Origin of the sequence: Rouxiella sp. WC2420 (genome assembly GCF_041200025.1) — a bacterium.
Taxonomy (GTDB): domain Bacteria; phylum Pseudomonadota; class Gammaproteobacteria; order Enterobacterales; family Enterobacteriaceae; genus Rouxiella.
In genome coordinates, this window is sequence record NZ_CP165628.1 from 4,832,287 (window position 1) to 4,857,018 (window position 24,732).

The window sequence follows — 24,732 nt, forward strand, 5'->3', positions numbered from 1 at the left end:
GGATAATCCTGCTAGCTGGGGGCGGAAAATAAAATCCGCCTACTTTACCAACCACACGAAGCAGCGACAAGGCGCAAAAACGTTCTGCTTCGGTGAAAATTGTCAGCGACGTTCGTCACTTAACGTGGTGATTTAATACACTGCGGCGGAAACCTGAATCACAGACTCAGCTTAACTCAATCAGGCACCCGTCAAGTCACAAACATCGCACATGAATTCTTACACTTTACCTGAAATTACTCAGCACCAAGGGATTAATTAACGCGCTGATACAGGCTGCCCCTCTGTGTAAATGGCAGGGGTGCGCCATTCTACGTTAAATTTTACCGTTGGGATCAGTTTAAAGTCCGTGGTTGTGTGAATATTTTTTACTGACCGGGTCGATGACCTGTGGCGTAGCAAAAAAATCACCCTGACCGCCGTGAATACCTGTTTCCAACAGAGCAAGCCATTCATCAATTGTGCGAACACCCGAGGCGTAAACCTTGGCCTGCGTGCCTTTGCATGCGCTTAGCAAACTTTTCACAAACAGCTGATTTTCAACCCGCTTATCGATATCGCGAACCAATCCCGGATGAAGTTTAACCCTTTCAACCTGGAAAGATTTCAGATAAGAGGTGCTGACCACTGTCAGACCTGCTTGTGAAACCGCCAGTCTGCACCCTAATCCTTGCAACAATCGCAGGGCAGGACGAAGACGGTCGGTATGTTGACAGAGATCGGCCTCTGCAAGTTCAATAAGAATTCGATTTCTCTGCATTTTTTCACACTGGAGCAGTACATCTCTTAACCAGCGAACAAAAGTGCGTTGCAATAATGAATCAACCGTTAGGTGAAATGCCAGCGTCTCGTCCGGCCACTGTGCAAGTAACGGAATTATCTGACTGATCATTCGACGATCAAAACTTTGCGACATGCCAAATTGGGTCACCAGCGGAATAAACTCGGCGGCCAGCAGCTCACGCGTTCCGTCAAAGATGCGCCGCTGCACCTCACGGTGATCCAGTACTCCGGCCTTGTTCAACGCCGGTTTCTGGTAGAGCCGTGGCCCACCGCGCGCAAGAGTGTCTTCCAGTAACGTGCGCCATCTAACGCTACCGCGCCCTTTTTCCGGCACGTTGCTGTCATAAACCGACCAGCTGTTGCTGCCCTGGAAAGCTGCGTGACGTGTCGCCTGCTCGGCGTAATCCATCACCTGCTCCAGAGTCTGTCCAAATCGATAAGAACTGATGCCTATATATAGAAGCGCATCGCGGTCGATAATCGAAGTTGACGGCAATGCGCCCACCGCATTCACTAATTGTGCAGCCATCACTTCCGCCTCTTTCAAGGTGCTGTGCGGCAGTAGAACGGCAAAATCACTGTGGTAATAACGCGCCAGCAGCGCTGACGAATAGCGCATCACAAAGGTTGAAAGTAAATTAACGATAGATGACATCAGATCTTTCACCGGCGCCTGACCGTGTGTATCGCGCAGGGTGTCGAAGTCAGGCAGGCGGATTAGCATCAGAATGCCGTAAGCACCCTCTTCTTCCAGCTCGGTAGTCAGCTGGTTGTCAAAAAACAATCGATTGCTCAAGCCGGTTTTAGCATCCTGCTGAGCGAAAGCGCGGATTAAGGTGTCAACGCGGCTACGTTGTTCGCGCGCCTCGCTGAGATCAACCAGCAGTTTGTCTATCGCCGCACTGGAGTTGAGCGGCCATTCGGTGACATCGCCCAACGGCAGATTATCGCGCTCGCCGCGCAAGATTCTCGTGGAACGGTCTTCTAATCGTTCAACGCCGCTGGTTTGCAGGCGCACCCAGCGAAACGTGGCCAGGGTGGCAGCAATGATCAGTAATATTGCCAGGCTGATATAAAGAGTGGTGCGCATTGAACGGGCATAGTTGCTGACCGGATCGAGATAAACGACTTTCAGGCTCAGGTCAGGATGATGGAGCAAAGGGAGATGCTGGGTAATAAAGTCAGGCGCGTGGTTGTCCCATACGTTGCCGTTACTGGTTTCAGTATCGTGACTGTAAACCGCGCCGTGATTAGCCACGACTTCAAGGCTGCTGATATCCAGCTGATTCATCACCAGCGGCAGCCAGTTTTGCAGTGATGAAGGCGGGTTGGCAAGCAGGGTCTGATCGACCGAGGTCGAGAGCGCACGTAAATGCTGTTCAGAACTTTGCTTGTTCAAGTAAACGAAGCTGAACGTAACGCCCACCAACATAAGGAAAACGGTGAGCGCGACCAGCATTGAGATCATCGCATATAATCTGGTAGTAAATCGCATCCCTGTGCCTTACTCAGTTTATGTGGTGTGTTTTTTCACTAATTGATGCGGCCGGTCTTGCTGCTTGGCGGCCAGCCTATATAAATAGCATAGACAGCGATCATTTATTTAATTCAGATTTCTTATGTATTGACAGTTTTGCGCCGTTTAGACCGTAAAATCCTGACCTGCGAAATTTCGTATTTTCCCTTGAGCTCTGGTTAAAGTAGGCATTTAACGCCATGCTCTAACTATAATTCTTATTATGAAAATAATTTTAACTTACCCGGAGCCGTTAAAGACCGAGGGTCATTCTCCCGGAGCATGTTATGAGCCATAAAAAAGTCTTAACCGAAGCAGACGTTACCCCAGAAAGTATTTTCTATGACCGCCGCAAAGTGCTGCAAGCCTTGGGGCTTAGCGCCGCGACAATGGCACTTCCTTCAACCTCACAGGCTGATGTGCTGTCATGGTTTAAAGGTCACGATCGCCCTAAAGCGCCCGCAGGCAAACCGCTGGACTTCACCAGGCCGGCAGAGTATCAGGCCGATTTGCCGCTGACGCCGGAAGATAAAGTCACCGGCTACAATAACTTTTACGAATTCGGGCTGGATAAGGCCGATCCGGCCGCCAATGCCGGACAGTTGCCGACATCTCCGTGGAAAGTCACCATTGATGGGGAAGTGACCAAGCCGGTTACGCTGGATATGGACGACTTCTTCAAACGTTTTCCACTTGAGCAACGTATTTATCGTATGCGCTGTGTCGAAGCCTGGTCGATGGTCGTGCCGTGGGTCGGTTTCCCGCTTTCCGCGCTGCTTAAAATGGTTGAGCCCACCAGCGATGCAAAATTTGTCGCCTTCACTACGTTGTATGATCCTGAACATATGCCAGGACAAAAAGACCGCTTTATCGGCGGTGGCCTGAATTATCCGTATGTTGAAGGATTGCGACTGGATGAAGCAATGAACCCGCTGGCGTTCATGTCGGTGGGCGTTTACGGCAAAAGTATGCCGCCGCAAAACGGTGCGCCAATCCGCCTGACCATTCCCTGGAAATACGGCTTTAAAGGCATCAAGTCAATCGTGCATATTCGGCTGGTAAAAGAGCAGCCGCCGACGACCTGGAACCAGATTGCTTCGAACGAATACGGTTTCTATGCCAACGTGAATCCGCACGTCGATCATCCTCGCTGGTCACAGGCAACAGAGCGCTTTATCGGCTCTGGCGGCATTCTTGACGTGAAACGCCAGCCGACACTGCTATTTAACGGCTATGAGAAAGAGGTCGGGCATTTGTATCGAGGACTGGATTTGCGAGCGAACTATTAATGAAGATACCGCGTCTATCGTTAAAACAAATTTTCTGGCTCAAGGTGGTCATTCATCTGGCAGCCTTTTTGCCGCTCTTATGGATCTTCCTTTCTATTAATCAAGGATGGTTCAGCGCCGATCCGGCAAAAGATATTCAGCATTTTACCGGCAGAATGACATTAAAACTGCTGCTGGCGACCCTGCTTATCACACCGATTATTCGCTACGGCAAACAGCCGCTCTTAATTCGCGTCAGGCGACTGGTGGGCCTGTGGTGCTTTGCCTGGGCAACAATTCACCTGCTGAGTTATTCATTCCTTGAGCTAGGGATTGATAATCTGAGGCTGTTGGGCAGCGAGCTGATTTCACGCCCTTATCTGACGCTGGGTATCATTAGCTGGATAATTTTGTTAGTTTTAGCCGCAACGTCGACGCTTTGTTCACAGCGTAAGTTGGGTAGAAAATGGCAGACCCTGCATAACGGTATCTATATTGTTGCGATTTTGGCCCCGATTCACTATTTATGGTCAGTTAAGACTTTTTCGCCACAACCGTTCATTTACGCGCTAATTGCCGCGATCTTGCTGGCACTTCGCTACAAGAAATTTCGTCAGTGGTTTCGGTAATCGCCGAAAACTCGCAGGTTATTCCGCCAAACTCCCCTTCTGTAACCCTCAGTTTCAAACTGAGGGTTGATAATCTTCGCTGATAAGACCAGTATTTGGCGGCTATTTCCCTCGATATGAATATAATGCAGCCTTTCCTAAGAAAAGTCTGGGTTGATTTGTTATGAAATAGGTGACAAATTGGCTTCGGCAAGGTATTTTCTTCGACCTCGTACTAATCGCAGGAGATAGGCTCACAATGGCGCATAAGTTTGACATTTTGCTTCTCAACGGTCCCAACCTGAATTTATTGGGAACGCGTGAGCCAGAAACCTACGGAAGTACCACGCTTAACGATATTGTTAAAGGTTTGGAACAGCAGGCTGCCGCAGCAAACGTTGCGTTAAGCCATCTGCAATCCAGCGCAGAGCACCTCCTGATTGACAGGATCCATCAGGCCCGGGGAAATACTGATTTTATTTTGATCAATCCCGCAGCCTTTACCCATACCAGCGTGGCGCTTCGTGATGCATTGCTGGCAGTGCAGATCCCGTTCATCGAGATCCACCTGTCCAACGTGCATGCTCGCGAGGCTTTTAGACACCATTCATATCTTTCCGATATCGCGGTGGGCGTTATCTGTGGACTTGGCGCAGATGGCTACCATTTTGCTTTACAGGCAGCGGTTAACCGCTTGTCAAAATCCAATTAATTACTTCGCATAGAGTACGGAATCACACCCATGGATATTCGTAAAATCAAAAAACTGATCGAACTGGTTGAAGAATCAGGCATTTCTGAACTGGAAATTTCTGAAGGTGAAGAATCAGTACGCATCAGCCGCGCAGCACCACAACAAGCTTACCCAATGATGCAACAGGCTTACGCCATGCCTGCTCCACAGCAGCCTCTGGCTGCAGCTGTTGCCCCTGCGGCAGCGTCTGAAGCAGCTGCACCTGCTGCTATCAGTGGTCACATCGTTCGTTCGCCAATGGTAGGGACTTTCTACCGCACGCCAAGCCCAGATGCCAAAGCATTCATCGAAGTGGGTCAACGCGTCAACGTGGGCGACACTCTGTGCATCGTTGAAGCAATGAAAATGATGAACCAGATCGAAGCTGACAAATCTGGCGTGGTTAAAGCCATTCTGATTGAAAGCGGCCAACCGGTTGAGTTCGACGAGCCGCTGGTCGTCATCGAATAACGAGGCGTACCATGGATAAAATTGTAATCGCTAACCGCGGCGAGATTGCCCTGCGCATTTTGCGTGCCTGTAAAGAACTGGGCATCAAAACCGTTGCTGTGCACTCTACCGCCGACCGCGACCTGAAACACGTGCTGCTGGCAGACGAAACTGTCTGTATCGGGCCTGCACCTTCAGTCAAAAGCTATTTGAATATCCCGGCGATCATCTCTGCGGCTGAAATCACTGGCGCAGTGGCTATCCATCCCGGATACGGCTTCCTGTCCGAAAATGCTGATTTTGCTGAACAAGTCGAGCGTTCAGGCTTTATCTTCATCGGCCCGAGAGCTGAAACTATTCGCCTGATGGGTGACAAAGTTTCTGCAATCAACGCGATGAAAAAAGCTGGCGTACCTTGCGTTCCCGGCTCCGACGGTCCTTTGACCGATGATATGGAAAAAAACCGTGCTTTCGGTAAGCGCATCGGTTATCCGGTCATCATCAAAGCGTCCGGCGGCGGCGGCGGTCGCGGTATGCGCGTTGTTCGCGCAGAGAAAGATCTGGAACAGTCCATCAACATGACGCGTGCTGAAGCCAAAGCGGCTTTCAACAACGACATGGTTTACATGGAAAAATACCTGGAAAACCCACGCCATATCGAAATTCAGGTATTGGCTGACGGTCAGGGCAGCGCAATCTATCTGGCTGAACGTGACTGCTCCATGCAGCGTCGTCACCAGAAAGTTGTCGAAGAAGCGCCAGCGCCAGGCATCACTGCCGAAATGCGTCGCTACATCGGCGAACGTTGTTCTAAAGCCTGTGTAGACATCGGCTACCGTGGCGCAGGGACTTTCGAATTCCTGTACGAAAACGGCGAGTTTTATTTCATCGAAATGAACACCCGTATTCAGGTTGAGCATCCGGTTACCGAGATGATCACCGGCGTTGATTTGATCAAAGAACAGCTGCGCATTGCCGCTGGCCAACCTTTGTCAATCAAGCAGGACGAAGTACGTATTCAGGGACACGCTGTTGAATGTCGTATCAACGCCGAAGACCCGAATACCTTCCTGCCAAGCCCAGGTAAAATCACACGTTTCCATGCTCCTGGTGGTTTCGGCGTGCGCTGGGAATCTCATATCTACGCTGGCTATACCGTGCCTCCGTACTATGATTCCATGATCGGTAAACTGATCACTTACGGCGAAAACCGCGATGTGGCGATTTCCCGTATGAAAAATGCGCTGGCCGAGCTGATTATCGATGGCATCAAAACCAACGTTGATCTGCAACTGCGCATTATGAACGACGAGAACTTCCAGAACGGTGGCACCAACATCCACTATCTCGAGAAGAAACTCGGCTTGCAGGAATAAGCATTCTGCAACTATAAAATCCTTAATCCTTGACCTTGTAGCAATGCAGCAAGGGTGTAAGGTGACAAGGCCGGATAATCCGGCCTTTTTTCGTTTCTGAGGAGTGCATGTGAATGCATGTCGATAAACGCTTCTTACAGGCCAATCGAGAGGCACGCTGGGCTTTCGGCCTGACCATTGCCTATATGATTGCCTGGTCGCTGGCCGCCTATCTGCCCAACGATACTCAGGGCATCACTGGCCTTCCCCACTGGTTTGAAATGGCATGCCTGCTTATCCCGCTGATTTTTATCTTGCTTAGCTGGTTGATGGTGCGCGTTATTTATCGTGATATCCCGTTGGAGGATAATCATGCGGACTGAAGTTCTGCTGCCGCTGGTGGCTTATTTATTGCTGGTATTTGGCCTGTCGGTATTTGCCTATACTCGCCGCCAGCAGGGTAATTTTCTGACCGAATATTTCCTCGGTAATCGCTCAATGGGCGGTTTCGTGCTCGCCATGACGCTGACGGCGACCTACATCAGCGCCAGCTCGTTTATCGGCGGACCGGGTGCAGCCTATAAATACGGTCTGGGCTGGGTATTGCTGGCGATGATCCAGCTGCCGGCGATGTGGCTGTCGCTGGGCGTACTAGGCAAAAAGTTTGCGATTCTGGCCCGCCGCTATAATGCGGTTACTCTCAACGACATGCTCTATGCGCGCTACAAAAGCCGCCTGCTGGTATGGTTCGCCAGCCTGAGCCTGCTGGTGGCTTTCCTTGGGGCTATGACCGTACAGTTCGTTGGCGGTGCGCGCCTGCTTGAAACAGTGGCGGGCATTCCATACGATACCGGCCTGCTGATTTTTGGCGTCAGTATTGCGCTGTATACTTCGTTTGGCGGCTTCCGGGCCAGCGTGCTCAACGATGCAATGCAGGGTCTGGTCATGCTGCTCGGCACCGTTTTGCTGCTGGTGGCGGTTATCCACACTGCAGGCGGGTTGCACGCGGCGGTGGACAAACTGCAACATATTGACCCCAAACTGGTATCGGTTACGGGCGCAGATAACGTGCTGTCACTGCCGTTTATGGCCTCATTCTGGGTGCTGGTGTGCTTTGGCGTAATTGGCCTGCCGCACACTGCCGTGCGCTGTATTTCTTATCGCGACAGCAAGGCGGTGCACCGTGGCATCGTGATCGGTACTCTGGTGATTGCAGTGCTGATGTTTGGCATGCATCTGGCTGGTGCGTTAGGTCGCGCGATCCTCCCGGACCTTAAGATCCCCGATCAAGTGATCCCGACCCTGATGATCACCGTGCTGCCACCTTTTGCCGCAGGGATCTTCCTCGCCGCGCCAATGGCCGCCATTATGTCGACCATCAATGCGCAGCTGTTACAGTCTTCGGCTACCATCGTTAAAGACCTCTACCTTGGCGTGCGACCGGCTCAGTTGCGCAATGAGCGCCGGCTAAAACGCTTCTCAAGCCTGGCGACGCTAGTCATTGGCCTGCTGGTAGTTTTTGCCGCCTGGCATCCGCCACAGATGATTATCTGGCTTAATCTGCTGGCCTTTGGTGGATTAGAAGCGGTCTTCCTCTGGCCGCTGGTACTGGGGCTTTACTGGGAGCGTGCCAACGCTGTCGGTGCGCTGTCCTCAATGATCACTGGCGCGGTTTGTTATACCCTATTGGCCACTATTGACCTGCACATCGCAGGTTTACATCCGATTGTTCCGTCATTGCTGCTCAGCCTGCTGGCATTTTTCATCGGCAATCGACTGGGCGAAATCAGACAAAACAAATTGTTAGAAGAGAATGGCTATGCCTTGGATCCAACTGAAAATTAATACCAACGCTCAGGACGCAGAAACGCTCAGCGATGCCCTGACCGAAAGCGGCGCGGTGTCTGTGACTTTCCTCGATACCCATGATAATCCGGTATTCGAACCGCTGCCGGGCGAAACCTTGCTGTGGGGCGATACCGATGCCATCGGCCTGTATGATGCCGAAACAGATATGGAAATGGTGGTGGCGATTCTGGAAAACGAACCGCTGCTGGGTAAAGGCTTTGCGCACAAAATCGAACAGCTGGAAGACAAAGATTGGGAACGCGAGTGGATGGATAACTTCCACCCGATGCGTTTTGGCGAGCGCCTATGGATTTGCCCAAGCTGGCGCGACGTGCCGGATCCGACCGCGGTTAACGTAATGCTCGACCCTGGTCTGGCCTTTGGTACCGGCACGCATCCGACTACCGCGATGTGCCTGCAATGGCTCGACGGACTGGACCTCGAAGGCAAAACGGTAATCGACTTCGGCTGTGGTTCAGGCATTTTGGCAATTGCCGCACTAAAGCTCGGCGCTGCTCAGGCTATCGGTATCGATATCGATCCGCAGGCTATTCAGGCAAGTCGCGACAACGCGCAACGTAACGGTGTCTCAGAGCGTTTGTCACTGTATCTGCCTCAGGACCAGCCCGACAATCTTTCCGCCTATGTGGTGGTGGCCAACATCCTTGCTGGCCCTCTGCGCGAGCTGGCACCGCTAATCAGCGTGCTTCCGGTAACCGGAGGTCATCTTGGCCTTTCCGGCGTTCTGGCGAGTCAGGCAGCGGGCGTGGCTGAAGCTTACCAGAATACATTCACTCTGGACCCGGTGGCCGAGAAAGAAGAATGGTGCCGTATTACCGGCGTTAAAAAAGCCTGATTTTCTGCCTGGCAGCAAGGGGAGCCGGTCCCCCTTGCTGTTACATCGCTATCTTCATACCCTCTTTAACCAATTTTGCATCTCTGACAGTTAACAATTTTGACCAGACATTGGTTATTTTTTAACAAAAATGCGGTACGTATCACGGAATTGACCCGGTTATTGCTACTTAAAAGCGCAATATTCCCCTTAGAATCCGCTGTTATATTGCCTTTAATCAGCGATAAGTAAGTAAATTATTGAAGCGCACAATTTGAGCATTAACTCATAAATTATTGTTTTTACTATAAAAAATAATTATTAACATCATAATATTGATGCAAAGGTGCTTTTTCACGGCTAATTGGTTAAAGTTTGGCCTTTCATATCCCGCGAAAAATGCGTAATATACGCGCCCTTGCGGACTTCAGTATGGTCTTTCCTAGTATGCGCATTGGACACCACCAGCTTACAAATTGCCTGATTGCCGCCCCAATGGCCGGTATTACAGACCGACCGTTTCGTGCCTTATGTCATTCAATGGGTGCTGGAATGGCAGTATCCGAAATGCTGTCCTCTAATCCAGAGGTCTGGCGTACGGATAAGTCGCGTTTGCGTATGGTACATAGTGATGAGTCAGGGATACGCGCCGTGCAGATTGCCGGTTGTGACCCTGAAGATATGGCCGCCGCCGCCCGTATTAACGTGGAGGCCGGTGCTCAGATCATTGACATCAATATGGGTTGCCCAGCCAAGAAAGTGAACCGCAAACTGGCAGGCTCTGCGTTGCTACAGTACCCGGATCTGGTCGAACAGATCCTCCGGTCAGTGGTTAACGCGGTTGATGTGCCGGTCACGTTGAAAATTCGTACTGGTTGGGATCCGGAAAACCGGAATTGTGTAAAGATTGCCCAATTGGCTGAAGACTGTGGTATTCAGGCCTTGACGATTCATGGCCGAACCCGTGCCTGCCTCTTTAATGGAGAAGCAGAGTACAACAGTATTCGGACAGTTAAGCAGAGTGTTTCCATTCCGATTATCGCGAATGGCGACATAACTGACCCGCATAAAGCCAGAGCGGTGCTCGACTACACTGGAGCTGATGCTCTGATGATAGGACGTGCCGCTCAGGGGAGACCCTGGATCTTCCGGGAAATCCAGCATTATCTGGACACAGGGGAGCTGTTACCGCCGCCACCACTTGGGGAAGTACAGCGCTTGATGATAGGGCACGTACGGGAACTGCACGACTTTTATGGTCAAGGCAAAGGATTCCGTATCGCCCGTAAGCACGTCTCCTGGTATTTACAGGAACATGCCCCGAATGACCAGTTTCGGCGCTCCTTCAACGCCATAGAGGATGCCAGCGAACAGCTGGAGGCGTTGGAAGCATATTTCGAAAATCTTGCGTAACAAAAAAGAGCTGACAGAACTATGTTCGAACAACGCGTGAATTCTGATGTACTGACCGTTTCTACCGTTAATTCTCAGGATCAGGTAACCCAAAAACCCCTGCGTGACTCGGTAAAACAAGCACTTAAGGGCTATTTTGCTCAACTGAACGGTCAAGACGTCAATGACCTGTATGAGCTGGTATTGGCTGAAGTTGAACAGCCACTGCTGGACATGGTGATGCAGTACACCCGTGGCAACCAGACTCGTGCAGCCCTGATGATGGGTATCAACCGCGGTACTCTGCGTAAGAAACTGAAAAAATACGGCATGAACTGATACTAATCAGTTAAGTGTTTGAAAAAAGGCGCCTTTATCGAAAGATAGGGCGCCTTTTTGTTTTTGTTTGAGCATAAAAAAGAAAGGGGCAACGTATAATAACGATGCCCCGGTAATGATTTATTTACAGGAATATAAAAAACTAATCGTGACGAACAGGTTCGTGACGTACTGGCATTTGGTGACGCGGCGCCGGGTGGTGGATCACACGATGCACCGGGTGATGAACAATGTGGCGCGGTGGCGGTGGACGATGACCTTCAGGGCCTTCGGCATGAGCGGTAGCTAAAACGGCATTGCTGGCCAGCACAGTAAAAATCATGGCTAAAGTTGTCTTCTTCATGGGTTTATCCTTTGAGTTATTTTGTTGTTGCAACATCTACAGCGAGGAATATCAACGACAGCATGAAGAACTCATACCCTGAAATATCCTAAAAAATCAGACCTTACGGTTTATTTACATTTAGAAGATAATTTCATTACCAGATAGAAAGATCTTTTACAGCAACGCTATTTTTAATGATTAATCGTTAGCCTTTCAGCCCTCGTTTCTATTTACAAACAGACATAATCATCGCGCAAAATTCGCTCAAATTAGCATTATTCCCTCACCTATCGGCGGCTAAAGACGTGTTATACTGTTCTACAAGAGTCGAATTCGCCCGCCAATCGCCTACGCATAGCCTTTTAGCCCCGCGATCCCGCCTTTTAATGTAAAGATTCGAGAATTTGTGCTCTTTGCACAACTTATATTGCATTCGGTAGTCCGAATATTTGCAAACCAAGCACGTATCGCGATTAAGCTTTTCCGTACGCGTTACCTAAATTCACTCATATTGATGATTGAAATTACATGACCGCTCCAACCCAAAGTTTTAAAAAGTCTTTTTTACGTCCCCGCTACTGGCTGACCTGGTTTGGCCTGGGCGTACTGTTTTTGCTGGTTCAGCTACCCTATCCGGTTTTATATCGTCTTGGCGTCTGGCTCGGCCGCACGTCCATGCGTTTTCTTAAACGCCGCGTTTCTATTACGCGCCGCAATTTAGAGCTGTGCTTTCCCGATATGCCCAGCGATGTCATTGAGCAAAAAATAGTTAAAAATTTCGAGTCTCTCGGCATGGGTCTGCTAGAAACGGGTATGGCCTGGTTCTGGTCCGATACCCGCGTCAAACGCTGGTTTGAAGTCAGCGGCCTAAACCATCTGAAAATGGCTCAGCAAGGCAATCAGGGCGTGTTGGTTATCGGCGTTCACTTTATGTCACTTGAACTTGGTGGCCGCGCTATGGGCCTCTGCCAGCCGATGATGGCGATGTATCGACCACACAACAACAAAGCGATGGAGTTTGTTCAAACCTGGGGTCGTCTGCGCTCGAACAAAGCGATGCTGGATCGCAAAGACTTACGCGGAATGGTTCACGCGCTTAAAAAGGGTGAAGCGGTCTGGTTTGCCCCAGATCAGGACTACGGCCCGCGCGGCAGCGTATTTGCTCCGCTGTTTGCTGTCGATCAAGCCGCAACGACCAGTGGAACGTTTATGCTGGCCCGTCTGGCAAAACCGGCGCTAGTTTCAGTTGTTCTGATCCGCAAAGACAAAGGCGCGGGTTATGACCTGGTTATCCAGCCTGCCCTCACCGGTTATCCAATCGATGATGAGTTGGCGGCAGCGGCGTATATGAACCGCGTTGTCGAAAAAGAAATCATGCGTGCGCCGGAGCAATACCTTTGGCTACACCGCCGCTTCAAAACTCGTCCTGAGGGCGCACCTTCGCTCTATTGATTGAAAAACGCGCAAGCTATCAACCCGGCCATCGTGTCGGGTTTTTTTATTTCCTTTTCCACCCTCCTTTTAATGTTGTGTGCAAATTTTTCACAATGTCTCTCATTACTTCTCATCAGATAAATCCTGTCACACTTATGATTCATTCATCGTAAAAATATTACCGCATGTTATTAAAATCATCGATTAGGTATCTAACTCCCCGAAATTTTGCAATGGTGCGCACCATTTTGCAGCAAAGATGTTTACAGCGCCCTAAATTAGGTCAATAAATCTCCTGATGCAGATCAATGTTACTGTTCAATTACGTAACGGTACTTGATTGCTAAGCATTTTCAATGTTGGCACTCCCTTTGCTTTAGCCGTTTTGCTCGTACGATTCAGAGCAAAGGGCTTTGCCCCATAAACAGACAGGGTGCTCCGGCACTCATAAAATAATAATTTTCGCTCTCGCCTCACAGGACGATTTATGAAAAAAATACTGCTCTCAACGCTGATTGCCGCCGCAAGTTTCGTTACCCTGGCTGGACAGGCTCACGCCGGAACGACTCTGGACGCAATTAAGAAAAACGGCTTTATCAAATGCGGTATCAGCGACGGTTTGCCTGGTTTCTCTTCCAAGGACGACAAGGGAAACATCACCGGTCTCGACGTTGACGTTTGCCGTGCAGTCGCGGCTGCGCTATTCGGCGATGCGACCAAAGTGAAATACACCCCACTGACGGCGAAAGAGCGCTTTACCGCGTTACAGTCAGGTGAAGTAGACATCCTCTCCCGTAACACTACCTGGACCTCATCCCGCGATGGCGGCATGGGCATGATTTTCGCTGGCGTAAACTATTACGACGGCATCGGCTTCCTGACGCACAAGAAAGCCGACCTCAAGAGCGCGAAAGAGCTGGACGGCGCAACTGTCTGCCTGCAGGCCGGTACTGACACCGAGTTGAACGTAGCCGACTACTTCAAAGCCAACAAAATGACCTTCACACCGGTCACCTTCGACCGTTCGAGCGACAGCGCCAAAGCGCTGGAATCTGGCCGTTGCGATACGCTGTCTTCTGATCAGTCTCAACTGTATGCATTGCGCCAGTCTCTGGGCAAACCCGATGACTACATCGTACTGCCAGAAGTCATTTCCAAAGAACCTCTCGGCCCTGTGGTGCGTCGCGGTGACGAAGACTGGCTGGAAATCGTGCGCTGGTCACTGTTTGCCATGCTGAATGCCGAAGAGATGGGCGTAACCTCGCAAAATGTTGAAGCGATGGCAGCCAATCCAACCACGCCAGACATGGGCAACCTGCTGGGTAAAACTGGAACTTACGGCGCAGACCTGAAACTGCCTAACGATTTCGTGGTGAAAATCGTTAAACAGGTGGGTAACTATGGTGAAAGTTTCGACCGCAACGTCGGTATGGGCAGCCCGCTGAAAATTGCTCGTGGCCAGAATGCGCTGTGGAACAAAGGCGGTATCCAGTACGCACCACCGGTTCGTTAATTCCTGCCGGATGTTGGCATGCCAGCTCTTGGCATGCCGCTTCCACCAAGACCTTGTAACACTCGAATTACCGCATACTGAGGCTGGCTCTTATGTCGCAACGCCCATCCGAAAAAGTCGCGTTTACACTGCGTAATCCTGCAGTTCGCGCCTGGTTGTACCAAATTCTCGCGGTGGTGTTGCTGGTGGCCTTTTTTGGCTACCTGTTACACAACACGATTACCAATCTAACGACGCGAGGGATCACCTCGGGATTTGAATTCTTGAGCCGCGGTGCCGGTTTTGGCATCGTCCAACACCTGATAAGTTATGACGAAGGCGATACCTACGGGCGCGTCTTTTTTATCGGCCTGCTGAATACCTTACTGGTGTCGGCGCTGTGTATAGTTTTTGCGTCCATTCTCGGCTTTATCGTGGGGTTGGGAAGACTCTCCGACAACTGGCTTATTCGCAAACTGTGTACCGTCTACATTGAGACATTCCGCAACATTCCGCCTCTGCTGCAAATCTTCTTCTGGTATTTCGCCGTGTTGCGCAATTTACCGGGACCGCGCCAGAGCCTGAATGCGTTCAATACCATTTTTGCCAGCAATCGTGGCCTGTACATGCCTTCACCGGAGATGGCGACAGGTTTTTGGGCAGCCGTGATTGCGTTAGTGCTGGCCGTTGGCGGGATCCTGTTCCTGAAACGCTATAACCATTTCCGCCAGGTTCACACCGGGCTGGTATGGCGTATCTGGCCGTGGTGCGTGCTAATGCTGGTGCTGTTTCCGGCCATCTCTCATCTGATTTTCGGACCCGCACTGCACTGGGATATTCCAAAACTTAAAGGTTTTAACTTTGGCGGCGGCGTGGTGCTTATCCCCGAACTCGGCGCGTTAACGCTGGCGCTGTCGGTGTATACCTCGACGTTTATCGCCGAAGTGATCCGTTCCGGTATTCAGTCTGTTTCTTATGGACAACATGAAGCGGCTCGCTCGCTGGGACTGCCAAATCCGGTCACCCTGCGACAGGTTATCTTGCCGCAGGCGATGCGAGTGATCATCCCACCGTTGACCAGCCAATATCTCAATATTGTCAAAAACTCCTCGCTGGCTGCGGCCATCGGTTATCCAGACATGGTGTCGCTGTTTGCCGGTACGGTGCTGAATCAGACCGGTCAGGCAATCGAAACTATCGCCATCACGATGTCGGTTTACCTGATTATCAGTCTGGTGATTTCGTTCTTGATGAACATTTATAACCGCCGCATCGCGCTGGTTGAGCGTTAAGGGAAACGAATGACGATGACAACTGTCCCTCACTCCGTCAGAGGTGCCAAGCCCGGTACGCCAATAGGCAACGCCGTGCTCTGGGCACGTAAGAACCTGTTTTCCAGCTGGTTTAACAGCTTGCTGACCCTGTTCTTCTTTTGGCTGCTGTGGGAGCTGGTCCCGCCGCTGTTGAACTGGGTGATTTTTAAGGCCAACTGGGTCGGCAGCACCCGTGCAGACTGTACCAAAGACGGTGCCTGCTGGGTGTTTATCCACGCCCGTTTCGGTCAGTTTATGTATGGACTTTACCCGCCCGATCAACGCTGGCGCATTAATACCACGTTAATCGTTGGGCTGCTGTCGCTGGTGCCGATGTTCCTTTCGGCCATGCCGCGCCGGGGTTTGTATATTGCCTGCTGGGCAGTGGCCTTTCCGGTGTTTACCTGGTTCATGCTGTATGGCGGTTATTTCGGCCTCAGCCGCGTTGAGACCTATCAATGGGGCGGACTCACCCTGACGCTGGTGATCGCCGCCGTGGGCATTGCCGGAGCACTTCCGCTGGGGATCCTGCTAGCCCTGGCGCGCCGCTCGAGTCTGCCGATTGTGCGCATCCTGTCAGTGATCTTTATCGAGTTCTGGCGCGGCGTGCCGCTGATCACTGTGCTGTTTATGTCGTCGGTGATGCTACCGCTGTTTATGAGTGAAGGCACCAGCATCGACAAGCTGGTGCGTGCGCTGGTTGGCGTGGTGCTGTTCCAGTCGGCGTATGTTGCCGAAGTGGTGCGCGGCGGCCTGCAGGCACTGCCAAAAGGTCAGACCGAGGCCGCACAGTCATTGGCTTTGGGCTACTGGAGAACCCAGATGCTGGTTATCTTGCCGCAGGCTTTGAAGATGGTAATACCCGGTTTGGTCAACACCATTATCGCGTTGTTCAAAGATACCAGTCTGGTAATCATCATTGGTCTGATGGACTTTTTCAGCAGCGTTCAGCAGGCGACCGTCGCCCCTGAATGGCTGGGAATGTCGACCGAAGGCTACGTCTTTGCCGCTGCCGTTTACTGGATTTTCTGTTTTAGCATGTCGCGTTATAGCCAACATTTGGAAAGACGCTTTCACACCGGGCACTCCGCACACTGAGGTACACCATGACCGAACATAACGTCATTGAAACTAAAAAAATGATGATCACGCTGGAAGACGTTAATAAGTGGTACGGGCAGTTCCACGTATTAAAAGGCATCAACCTAAACGTCACTTCGGGCGAGCGTATCGTCCTGTGCGGGCCTTCGGGTTCCGGTAAATCGACGACTATTCGCTGCATTAATCATCTTGAAGAACATCAGCAGGGTCGCATCGTGGTAGACGGTACAGAGCTAAACGATGATTTGCGCAACATTGAGCGCATCAGAACCGAAGTCGGCATGGTGTTTCAGCACTTCAACCTGTTCCCGCACCTGACGGTATTGCAGAACTGTACTCTGGCGCCTTGCTGGGTGCGCAAAATGCCGAAGAAAGAAGCGGAAGAACTGGCCATGAAATACCTGCACCGCGTGCGTATCGCCGAGCATGCGCACAAGTTTCCCGGCCAGCTTTCAGGCGGACAGCAGCAGCGCGTGGCGATCGCCCGTTCTCTGTGTATGAAGCCGAAAATAATGCTGTTTGATGAACCCACCTCGGCGCTGGACCCGGAGATGGTGAAGGAAGTGCTGGATACCATGATTGGTCTGGCAGACGAAGGTATGACCATGCTGTGTGTGACCCACGAGATGGGCTTTGCGCGCACGGTGGCAGACCGGGTTATCTTTATGGACCGTGGAGAAATTGTCGAGCAGGCACCGCCGGAAGAGTTCTTTGCCAATCCAAAATCGGTAAGAACTCGTGAATTCCTGGCGCAGATTATTCACTGATTTTTAGCACATGATAAAACCGGTGGCAGGTGCTGCCGGTTTTATCAATATTATGATGTTCGCCGGCGTAACAAGATATGCCAGCGCTGGAGTTACCACATATATCGCCCAATCAGCGGTGCTATTACTACAGTCAACACACCCGCCAGCATCATTACCAGGCTAGAGACGACACCTTCCTGTGGACCCAATAGATAGGCTTTTGCCGTGCCCGCTCCGTGAGACGCGGCCCCTAAACCAGCCCCTTTCGCCAGCGCGCTACGCACTGCCAGACGCAGGAACAACAGGTCGCCAACCGCCATGCCAAATACGCCAGTTATAACGACAAATAGCGCGACTAAATCAGGCTGACCGCCCTCTTGTTTAGCCGCAGCCAATGCAAATGGCGTAGTAATGGATCGCACGGCCAGACTGCGCTGAATCTCTTCCGGCAGAGTCAACATACGCGCCAGCCACACCGAGCTAAATACCGCCACGATAACGGCCGTCAACACACCTGCGGATAATGAAATCCAATGACGGCGAATAATCGCCATGTTTTCATAGACCGGTACCGCGAAGGCAATAGTCGATGGCCCTAGCAGCCACAGCAGCCAATGGGTCTCACCGATATAATCCTGATAGGAAACCCGAGTCACCACCAGCAGCACGACCAGCACAATCGGGGTAAACACCAACGGCATAAAAAGCAGCGTTCTTCGCCAGCGGTAAAGTCGTTTATTGGCGTAATACAGCCCCAGCGTCACAGCGAAGCACAGAACACTTAATATCAGATCAGTCATGCTCAGCCTTTTCCATCGCGGCGGCATTTTTCTTTTCTGCCATTCTGAGCTCGAACTGATAAACCCGGTCCACCACTAACGAGGTTGCTGCAAGGGTTAACAGCGTACTGATGCCAATCACCAGAAAAATTTTCCAGCCTTCGACCATCAGCAATTGGGCGTAATTAACCACTGCCACCACGGCGGGCACAAAAAACAGCAGCATCTCGGCCAACAGCCAGGTTGACCCGGCTTTAACCCAGCCAACAGGCAGTATTCGGAATGCAATAAGCAGCAAAAGCATCAACATACCGACAATATTGGCCGGCAGTGGCAGGTGCAGCAAAATCACCAGACGATCGGCCAGCATAAAAAGTAGCGCATAAAGCACGACCTGAATCGGGACCTGAAAGCGAGTGAGCAACGACGGCGCTTTCATGCGCAACGCCAACATCATCGGGGATGACCTCAAAGGACGAAGAATTAAGAGCTTGCAGTATACGGCCTGGAGAAATAGGTTAAGAAATGAATTAAAATTATCCAAATGATTCCAAATTGGAATGTTTTGTTACCTGGAGCTTTATGGACGTTCGCACCCTGCGCTATTTTGTTGAAGTCGTACGCCAGCAGAGTTTTACTCGTGCGGCAGAAAAACTGTTTGTGACTCAGCCGACAATTAGCAAAATGTTGCGTAATCTTGAGGAGGAGCTTGAATGCACGTTATTGCTCCGCGAAGGGCGGCGACTGCGGTTAACCGACAGTGGACAGGCGTTGTACCAGCGTGGATTGAACATTCTGGAAGAGTTTCGCCAACTAGAAGCTGAACTGGAAGACATCAACGACGTAAAGCGTGGATTGCTGCGCCTTGGCGTTCCACCGATGGTCGGCACGCAGATGGCACCGCTGATTGGCGAATTTCGTCAGCGCTATCCGGGTATTGAACTGATTATTTCAGAGTTTGGCGGACTGACGGTACAGCAGGCGGTTTTGAACGGTGAGCTGGATTTGGCACTCACCGCCCTGCCTATCGATCCCGGCTTGCCCATCACCTCTCAACTTTTATTCAGCCACCCGCTTTACGTGGTAGTTCCTCGGACCTCTTGCTGGCTTGATCGCAGCGCGGTTGCCATTGCCGAATTAGCCGAAGAAAGTATCCTCATCTATAACGAAGACTTTGCGCTTTATCGCCAGTTACTGGATGCCTTTAGCGCCCACGGATTCACGCCAAAGATTGCCGCACGCAGCGGTCAGTGGGATTTCCTTGCGGCGATGGTCGAAGCGGGAATGGGGATTGCTATTCTGCCCGAGCCGATTTGCCAGCGTCTGGATGACGCGAAGCTGCTTTGCTTGCCGCTGGCGCCGACTTTGTTGTGGCAGTTGGGCCTGATTTGGCGTCAGGGCAGTTATCTGTCTCAAAGCGCGCAGGCATGGATCGCACGCAGTCGTGAATTCTGGCCCGAGAGTATTTTGCCGCCAACCAGCCGCAACGATTAAGCATAAAAAATGCCCGCAGGAATCAACCGGCGGGCATCTTGATTTCACATTAATCGCGTTAAATTACACTTCTTTTTCGACCAGCAATGCTTCCAGCAGATCGAGATCGTGCAGCAATTTTTGCAGCGTTTCATTGCTGATTCGCTGCGTCGCGCGAAGATGATAAAGCTCACCACGCTCGGCCCGCAGTGCCGTTAAACGGAAGCGACGTTCGAGATTTTCAAGCATCAGGGCCTGTTCGATATCATCTTTACCCACCGTTCGACGCCGCAAATTCCCCACCACGCGCGAGCTGATTTCTTTCAGCGTTTGCTCATCGATATTCTCTTCCGAATCAGCGGCAAGGCGTTCTTCCATCTTGTGCAGACTTTCGATTGCAACTTCTGCAGCCACAGATCGCGCCATGCGTTCTTCTTCACGATAGGATGATTTGTCGACCACGACCCCGCGCAGCAGTAATGGCAGCGCAATCACACCGGCAATCAGCGAGAACAAAATCACCCCCGTTGCCAGGAATACTAGCTGATAGCGAGAGGGGAAATCGGAACCGTCGGCCAGGCTGTAAGGAATCGACAATACACCGGCCAAAGTAATCGCGCCGCGTACGCCGGCAAATGATGCAACCCACAGTTCACGCGTCGAAAAACTGCCGAATTTCAGTGGCCTTTTCTTGAGCAGTTGATTGCTGAAATTCTTCATCAGCCACAACCAGGCAAATCGCAGCAGCAATAGCGCAAAATAGATGATGCCAACATCGGCAAACAGGTGCCAGGTCTCAATGCTGGTATCGTGAGTGGCCAATTCCAGCGAGGTTTTAAGAATCCCCGGCAGCTGCAGGCCCAACAGAATAAATACCATGCCGTTGAAAACAAACTCCAGCATCGCCCAGACGCTGTTGGCGCGAAGGCGCATCGCCAGAGGTGCGTTACGGATAATCCCCGACTGGCTGATGGTCATCCCGGCGGCCACGGCGGCTAAAATTCCCGACACACCAATATGTTCGGCAATCAGGTAAGAGGCAAAAGGCAGCAACAGCAGCAGAACAATTTGCGTAGCCGGGTCATCCCCGCTCAAGCGGCTCATAATGCGCAGTGATTTACTGTACAACCAGGTGACTGCAACGCCCGCCAGAATGCCGCCAACCGCCACTTTAAGGAATTCGACAGTTGCGCCCTGTACTGTAAACACCATCGTTCCCAAAGCAACCGCGATGGCAAATTTCAGCGCGACCAGGCCTGACGCATCGTTCATTAGCGCCTCGCCTTCGAGGATGCCCATAATAGATTTTGGAATGCGGCCTTTACCGACAATACCGGACAGCGCCACGGCATCGGTCGGTGACAGCACGGCAGCCAGCGCAAAAGCGGCGACCAGTGGGATATTCGGCACCATCATATAAATCAGATACCCAATCCCAACGACGGTCACCAGCACCAATGCCAACGCTAAGCCAAGGATTTCTCGCCCTTTGTGCAAAAATTCGCGCATCGGCGTTTTCCAGCCATCGGCAAACAGCAATGGCGGGATAAACAGCACCAGGAACAGATCGGGATCAAAATTGACGTGAAGACCAAAGTTAGGCCAGGCCAGCAAAGCCCCCACGAGGATTTGCATCAGAGGAAGTGGGACCTGGAACGGTAACATCCTGGTAACGACACCGGAGAGCGACACCACCAGAATCAAAATCAGAATGGTAAAAAATATTTCCATGCTTTCCTTAGACTCTTGTTTTTAGTTAATGCTTAAAGCTGGACGCAGGCTAAACCTGCACGACAGTTTGATAGTAAAACATTTTTGTAGCGGAGAGAATTTGCAGACGTCTTAAAATTGAAGTGTAAATGTTGTTAACAAATTTTGTTGGATTATGAATGCGACTGAGTGAAAAACCCTTCCTCGCTGATTGAGGAAGGGTGAAAAATCATTTAAAGCGCCCAACCTCCGGCGTAAAACACTACCAACGCCACGGCAATGATCACGGTGCCGAGATTTAACTTACGCCATTCTCCCGAACAAATGCGCCCCACCACCAGTGAGCTAAAGCCCAGCATAATGCCGGTGACGATATTACAGGTCAGTACGATAAACACGGCGCACAGCAGACCCGACATTGCGTCGACAAAATCGCTGAAGTCCAGCTTGGTAACATTGCTCAGCATCAGCAGTCCAACGTACATCAGCGCAGGGGCCGTAGCATAGGCCGGAACAAGATAAGACAGCGGCGACAAGAATAGCATCAGCAGGAAAAGGACGCCGACCACGGTAGCGGTTAAACCCGTTTTACCGCCTGCCGCCGTGCCCGCCGCGGACTCGATATAGACTGCCGCCGGTGACGCCCCAACCAAACCGGCAAAAATGCTGCTCATTGAATCGGCGGTCAACGCTTTACCGGCATTGATAATCTGCCCGTCTTTATCCAGCAAGTCAGCCTGACCTGCGACAGCGCGAATCGTGCCCGTTGCATCAAAAACTGCGGTCATGACCAAAGCCAGTACGCTCGGTAATACGGCGGCTTTCATAGCGCCCAAAATATCGAGATTAAAGAACAGCGAGTGCCCCCCGGCATCCGACAGAGAGGGCATGGCAAACAGGCCGTGATACTTCACCGCTGGGTCGAAAATCAGGCCAATAACAGAAATAGCAATGATCACCAGCAGGATACCACCCGGCACGCGCAGCTTTTCCAGACCAAAAATCACGGCCAGTCCCAATAATGTCATGACCACTGGAAATGAGGTAAAAGCGCCGAGCGTGACCGGTAAACCATCCAACGGGTTCTTGATAACCAGACCCACGCCGTTGGCGGCTACCAGCAGCAAAAACAGACCAATACCAATCCCGGTGCCGTGCGCAACGCCGGTCGGCAAGTTGCGCAAAATCCACGAGCGAATACCGGTAACAGAGATAACAGTGAACAGCACGCCCATCAGAAACACCGCACCGAGCGCGACTGGCACACTGATGTGCTGGCCAATAACCAGGCTGAAGGCGGTAAAGGCGGTCAGAGAAATCGCGCAGCCGATCGCCAATGGCAGATTGGCCCACAGCCCCATTAGCAGCGAACCAAAACCGGCGACCAGGCAGGTAGCCACAAAAACGGCGGTTGGAGAAAATCCGGCCTTACCCAGCATCGAGGGAACAACGATGACCGAGTAAACCATCGCCAGAAAAGTCGTGAGGCCTGCGATAAGCTCTTGTCGAACATTGCTGCCGCGCGCGCTTATCGAGAAGAAAGCATCAAGCGATCCTTTAGGCGTCACGCTGCCGCCCGCTTGAGACTGGTGTTGAGACATGATGGAGTCCTCTGAATGTGCTACTGAAATGCCTGCGTGGTCATTATGAAATCGTTTCTTGTCGTTCGCTTCCCTACCCGACTAAAGGATGCATGAAGTTGTTCAACGGCGTTAGACATCGTCGAATAATCAACATAAAGTCGGGGCAAACGGTTAACTCTCATCGCGTACGGCGGTTGTAAAAATCGTAGATACGACCAAGCAAACGATTATCCAGCCTTTAATGCTCCAGTTTCAACTGCGTTTGGCGATGTTTTTCGGATTTTCGCTCACTTTAAAGGCATTCAAACTAAAAAGTTGCGAAAGGTTAACTTTAAAACGCTCCTTACTGCGCAAAACCCGGCTGCATGGCGTTAAAGGATCCCTTTTTAGAGATCCCCGCGAGGAGGATCTTTATTGGCAGGATCAACGGCCGATCTGGTAGGGGCCACCCTGCTTCAATGCCTGCTGATAAGCGGGTCGGGCCTTGATGGTATCCAGCCAACGTTGCAGATGTGGACATTTATCCATCGGGCCACGCGTTTCGAATGCTTCTATCGGGAAGCTCATCTGGATATCCGCTGCGCTAAATTCATCGCCAGCAAACCAGGCATTTTTACTGAGATGATCTTCGAGATAAGTCGCATGAGTAGCGAGTTGCTTATCAATATAATTCTGCTGTACGCCCTTGCCGATCGCACCCGCAATCGGGCGGATCAGCCACGGCATCGGCGGCTTGCCCAGACGTCCAAAAATCAGCTTCATGACCAGCAACGGCATCAGCGAACCTTCGGCATAATGCAGCCAGTAACGATACTGCAGGCGCTCGGCGGCATCGTCTGGTTTCAGGGTATTTTGCGGGTCATAGGTTTCTTGCAGATATTCAATAATCGCGCCCGACTCGGCAATAATCAGGTCACCATCCTGCAACACTGGCGACTTACCCAGCGGGTGAATTTTTTTTAACGAGGCGGGTGCCAGCATGGTTTTCTCGTCACGCTGATAGCGCTCAATCGTATAAGGCAGCTGCAACTCTTCTAGCATCCACAAAATTCGCTGCGAACGCGAGTTGTTCAGGTGATGTAGGATTATCATGCATTCCACTCCAGAGTTATGATCATAATTAATTGTTAACTATAGACTACTGATCATCCCCCAAGAGCTATTAAGGAGTTATCGCACAATGATGTTGACAAGAGAGCACAAAAATACCAGATTGAATAAAAATTCATTTAAATAGAATTAAAATTCAACAAGGATTGATAATGGATAATGTTACCGCCGTCATTGAAAAACAGTTCGCCGCCTATAATCAACACGATCTTGAGACCTTTGTCTCCTGCTTTAGTGAATCATTTACTGCCTTTCGCATGCCCTCTCTCGAGCCGGCAATGGAAGGGAAACAGCAACTTAGCGAATTCTACGCCGCTCATAGATTCAATAATCCCAAACTCAAGGCCGAGCTGGTTTCGCGCACCGTGTTAGGCAATAAAGTCTTTGACCTGGAGAAAATCCACGGGTTGGGCGATTTGCCCATTGAAAGCATGGCCGTGTTTGAAGTGAATGAGGGTTTGATTGAAACCGCATGGTTTTACTTTGCCTAAACAGACAAGCGGCGGGTTGTTTCGTTGCGACATCTCAATCCAACC

The 24,732-nt window shown here is 51.1% G+C and carries 24 protein-coding genes; 17 read left to right on the forward strand and 7 right to left on the reverse strand.

Annotation, left to right across the window (positions count from 1 at the left end; genetic code table 11):
- Positions 1 to 340 precede the first annotated feature (340 nt).
- Positions 341 to 2,278 (reverse strand): RNase E specificity factor CsrD, encoded by a 1,938-nt coding sequence (gene csrD / locus AB3G37_RS22245; RefSeq protein ID WP_369789107.1) that lies wholly within the window; start codon positions 2,276 to 2,278, stop codon positions 341 to 343.
- A gap of 308 nt (positions 2,279 to 2,586) precedes the next feature.
- Between csrD and msrP the strand changes: the two genes are divergently transcribed.
- From msrP to fis, 10 genes are all read left to right on the forward strand, one after another.
- Positions 2,587 to 3,588 (forward strand): protein-methionine-sulfoxide reductase catalytic subunit MsrP, encoded by a 1,002-nt coding sequence (gene msrP, locus AB3G37_RS22250; RefSeq protein WP_009634911.1) that lies wholly within the window; start codon positions 2,587 to 2,589, stop codon positions 3,586 to 3,588.
- Positions 3,588 to 4,196: a protein-methionine-sulfoxide reductase heme-binding subunit MsrQ gene (msrQ, locus tag AB3G37_RS22255; RefSeq protein ID WP_369789108.1), complete on the forward strand. Its 609-nt coding sequence runs from the start codon at positions 3,588 to 3,590 to the stop codon at positions 4,194 to 4,196. The genes msrP and msrQ overlap by 1 nt, the downstream gene beginning before the upstream one ends.
- A gap of 238 nt (positions 4,197 to 4,434) precedes the next feature.
- Positions 4,435 to 4,887, forward strand: coding sequence for a type II 3-dehydroquinate dehydratase (gene aroQ / locus AB3G37_RS22260; RefSeq protein WP_369789109.1), 453 nt, complete (start codon positions 4,435 to 4,437; stop codon positions 4,885 to 4,887).
- A 30-nt stretch (positions 4,888 to 4,917) separates the two neighbouring features.
- Positions 4,918 to 5,379, forward strand: coding sequence for an acetyl-CoA carboxylase biotin carboxyl carrier protein (gene accB / locus AB3G37_RS22265; RefSeq protein ID WP_369789110.1), 462 nt, complete (start codon positions 4,918 to 4,920; stop codon positions 5,377 to 5,379).
- An 11-nt stretch (positions 5,380 to 5,390) separates the two neighbouring features.
- The gene (gene accC / locus AB3G37_RS22270; protein WP_009634915.1) at positions 5,391 to 6,734 is read left to right on the forward strand and encodes an acetyl-CoA carboxylase biotin carboxylase subunit; all 1,344 of its coding nucleotides are present in this window, start codon (positions 5,391 to 5,393) and stop codon (positions 6,732 to 6,734) included.
- Positions 6,735 to 6,847: 113 nt separating this feature from the next.
- Positions 6,848 to 7,096, forward strand: coding sequence for a YhdT family protein (locus tag AB3G37_RS22275; protein WP_009634916.1), 249 nt, complete (start codon positions 6,848 to 6,850; stop codon positions 7,094 to 7,096).
- Complete coding sequence (panF, locus tag AB3G37_RS22280; protein ID WP_009634917.1) at positions 7,086 to 8,558, forward strand: sodium/pantothenate symporter; 1,473 nt, start codon at positions 7,086 to 7,088, stop codon at positions 8,556 to 8,558. The genes AB3G37_RS22275 and panF overlap by 11 nt, the downstream gene beginning before the upstream one ends.
- Positions 8,533 to 9,417 carry a 50S ribosomal protein L11 methyltransferase gene (gene prmA / locus AB3G37_RS22285; RefSeq protein WP_369789111.1) on the forward strand — a complete coding sequence of 295 codons (885 nt, stop codon included), beginning with the start codon at positions 8,533 to 8,535 and terminating at the stop codon, positions 9,415 to 9,417. The genes panF and prmA overlap by 26 nt, the downstream gene beginning before the upstream one ends.
- Before the next feature lie 426 nt (positions 9,418 to 9,843).
- The gene (gene dusB, locus AB3G37_RS22290; RefSeq protein WP_009634919.1) at positions 9,844 to 10,809 is read left to right on the forward strand and encodes a tRNA dihydrouridine synthase DusB; all 966 of its coding nucleotides are present in this window, start codon (positions 9,844 to 9,846) and stop codon (positions 10,807 to 10,809) included.
- A gap of 21 nt (positions 10,810 to 10,830) precedes the next feature.
- On the forward strand, positions 10,831 to 11,127 hold the full coding sequence (gene fis, locus AB3G37_RS22295) for a DNA-binding transcriptional regulator Fis (protein ID WP_004097144.1): 297 nt from the start codon (positions 10,831 to 10,833) through the stop codon (positions 11,125 to 11,127).
- 142 nt (positions 11,128 to 11,269) lie between these two features.
- Here fis and AB3G37_RS22300 read toward each other — a convergent pair whose 3' ends face one another.
- Positions 11,270 to 11,470, reverse strand: coding sequence for a hypothetical protein (locus AB3G37_RS22300; protein WP_009634920.1), 201 nt, complete (start codon positions 11,468 to 11,470; stop codon positions 11,270 to 11,272).
- Positions 11,471 to 11,980: 510 nt separating this feature from the next.
- Between AB3G37_RS22300 and lpxP the strand changes: the two genes are divergently transcribed.
- The 5 genes from lpxP (at position 11,981) to AB3G37_RS22325 (ending at position 17,559) form a co-directional block, all read left to right on the forward strand.
- Complete coding sequence (gene lpxP, locus AB3G37_RS22305) at positions 11,981 to 12,904, forward strand: kdo(2)-lipid IV(A) palmitoleoyltransferase (protein WP_369789112.1); 924 nt, start codon at positions 11,981 to 11,983, stop codon at positions 12,902 to 12,904.
- Between the two features lie 469 nt (positions 12,905 to 13,373).
- The gene (locus AB3G37_RS22310; protein WP_009634922.1) at positions 13,374 to 14,399 is read left to right on the forward strand and encodes an amino acid ABC transporter substrate-binding protein; all 1,026 of its coding nucleotides are present in this window, start codon (positions 13,374 to 13,376) and stop codon (positions 14,397 to 14,399) included.
- A 92-nt stretch (positions 14,400 to 14,491) separates the two neighbouring features.
- The gene (locus AB3G37_RS22315; RefSeq protein WP_009634923.1) at positions 14,492 to 15,670 is read left to right on the forward strand and encodes an amino acid ABC transporter permease; all 1,179 of its coding nucleotides are present in this window, start codon (positions 14,492 to 14,494) and stop codon (positions 15,668 to 15,670) included.
- 9 nt (positions 15,671 to 15,679) lie between these two features.
- Complete coding sequence (locus tag AB3G37_RS22320) at positions 15,680 to 16,789, forward strand: amino acid ABC transporter permease (protein WP_369789113.1); 1,110 nt, start codon at positions 15,680 to 15,682, stop codon at positions 16,787 to 16,789.
- Between the two features lie 8 nt (positions 16,790 to 16,797).
- A complete protein-coding gene (locus AB3G37_RS22325; protein WP_369789114.1) occupies positions 16,798 to 17,559 on the forward strand; it encodes an amino acid ABC transporter ATP-binding protein in 762 nt (253 codons plus the stop codon).
- Positions 17,560 to 17,651: 92 nt separating this feature from the next.
- Here the strand turns inward: AB3G37_RS22325 and AB3G37_RS22330 are convergent, their stop codons facing one another.
- Together AB3G37_RS22330 and AB3G37_RS22335 are read right to left on the reverse strand one after the other, a co-directional pair.
- The gene (locus AB3G37_RS22330; protein ID WP_369789115.1) at positions 17,652 to 18,341 is read right to left on the reverse strand and encodes an LrgB family protein; all 690 of its coding nucleotides are present in this window, start codon (positions 18,339 to 18,341) and stop codon (positions 17,652 to 17,654) included.
- Complete coding sequence (locus tag AB3G37_RS22335; RefSeq protein WP_009634927.1) at positions 18,334 to 18,777, reverse strand: CidA/LrgA family protein; 444 nt, start codon at positions 18,775 to 18,777, stop codon at positions 18,334 to 18,336. The genes AB3G37_RS22330 and AB3G37_RS22335 overlap by 8 nt, the downstream gene beginning before the upstream one ends.
- A 125-nt stretch (positions 18,778 to 18,902) precedes the next feature.
- Between AB3G37_RS22335 and AB3G37_RS22340 the strand changes: the two genes are divergently transcribed.
- The gene (locus AB3G37_RS22340; RefSeq protein ID WP_369789116.1) at positions 18,903 to 19,814 is read left to right on the forward strand and encodes a LysR substrate-binding domain-containing protein; all 912 of its coding nucleotides are present in this window, start codon (positions 18,903 to 18,905) and stop codon (positions 19,812 to 19,814) included.
- A 63-nt stretch (positions 19,815 to 19,877) separates the two neighbouring features.
- Here AB3G37_RS22340 and AB3G37_RS22345 read toward each other — a convergent pair whose 3' ends face one another.
- From AB3G37_RS22345 to AB3G37_RS22355, 3 genes are all read right to left on the reverse strand, one after another.
- Positions 19,878 to 21,524: a Na+/H+ antiporter gene (locus AB3G37_RS22345; protein WP_009634929.1), complete on the reverse strand. Its 1,647-nt coding sequence runs from the start codon at positions 21,522 to 21,524 to the stop codon at positions 19,878 to 19,880.
- Positions 21,525 to 21,736: 212 nt separating this feature from the next.
- Complete coding sequence (locus tag AB3G37_RS22350; protein WP_009634930.1) at positions 21,737 to 23,104, reverse strand: NCS2 family permease; 1,368 nt, start codon at positions 23,102 to 23,104, stop codon at positions 21,737 to 21,739.
- Positions 23,105 to 23,509: 405 nt separating this feature from the next.
- A complete protein-coding gene (locus AB3G37_RS22355) occupies positions 23,510 to 24,178 on the reverse strand; it encodes a glutathione S-transferase family protein (RefSeq protein WP_009634931.1) in 669 nt (222 codons plus the stop codon).
- Between the two features lie 170 nt (positions 24,179 to 24,348).
- Here AB3G37_RS22355 and AB3G37_RS22360 point away from each other — a divergent pair, with 170 nt between their 5' ends.
- Positions 24,349 to 24,687 carry a nuclear transport factor 2 family protein gene (locus AB3G37_RS22360; protein WP_369789117.1) on the forward strand — a complete coding sequence of 113 codons (339 nt, stop codon included), beginning with the start codon at positions 24,349 to 24,351 and terminating at the stop codon, positions 24,685 to 24,687.
- Positions 24,688 to 24,732: the final 45 nt, after the last annotated feature.